Source organism: Bartonella sp. CM120XJJH, assembly GCF_042194715.1.
Classification (GTDB): Bacteria; Pseudomonadota; Alphaproteobacteria; order Rhizobiales; family Rhizobiaceae; genus Bartonella.
In genome coordinates this window covers 1-829 of sequence record NZ_JBHINE010000096.1, presented here as the reverse complement: position 1 = coordinate 829, position 829 = coordinate 1, and the positions used below count along the sequence as shown (strand labels likewise).

Below are 829 nucleotides of genomic sequence, written 5' to 3'. Positions count from 1 at the left end.
CCAGCTTGTAAATGCTGCTTTTCTTCATCCGTTAAATAATGAAAGTGAGAAAACAATCCCGCCATTCCAAGCGAAGGCAAGGATGACGGATTGTTGATCATCACAAACAACAAAACTTAAGGCTTGCATTCAGGTGCATTTTTATATTTTTTACAAAACGGGCTGTTCAAGCGCTTCTTGACACTGCGCCTCGGGATCACAGCACCTGGACGACATATGGGTAAGTTTTCGGCTCTAAAAGTATAACACCATCCACCCTCATGTTCATTTTCATAATGGAAACCTGATTGAACCATACACGCATGAATTGTTGCCCATGCATTGATACTAAGCTTTCTGCTTTCTGGATCAGTATAATAAGGTGTTGGCATTCCACATTCTAACAAGGCTTTTCCTACCTCTGTAAAATCTGCTCCTGGTTTCTTCCACGCTGCTACCTCTCCTAGAGGAGGTTTGTTAAACTGACATCCGGCTATACTTAACAAAGTTACAGCACCTAATAGCTTTAAAGTTTGTTTCATTTTTTACTCCTTGATTTACTTAAAGGAAATTGTTCAAGATGAGATGTACCATAATCATATCTACATTGTGGACTCGCATCTCCAAGACAGGTATGGGAACTTATGCGATTCATGGTCACTCTCCACCATTCTGTCAAAACGTTACTGCCAGCAGGTATTGTCTCATAAGTATAGCCATTACCGCCAATAATTCTGCTTACAAAGTCATATCTATTCCCATCAAAGCCAATGGTGGTTTGTTTGCCACCACTCACATAACCTAACAAACCGGATGCCGCCAAAACATTAGCCGCTGGTCCATGGAAACT

General features: G+C 41.1%; 1 protein-coding gene and 1 pseudogene. Both read right to left on the bottom strand.

Features of this window, described 5'->3' with window-relative positions:
• Positions 1-116 precede the first annotated feature (116 nt).
• A complete protein-coding gene (locus tag ACFIKU_RS09970; protein ID WP_375657415.1) occupies positions 117-521 on the bottom strand; it encodes a hypothetical protein in 405 nt (134 codons plus the stop codon).
• A pseudogene (locus tag ACFIKU_RS09965) lies at positions 518-829 on the bottom strand (filamentous hemagglutinin); the annotation flags it as partial. The gene ACFIKU_RS09970 and the pseudogene ACFIKU_RS09965, both read right to left, overlap by 4 nt.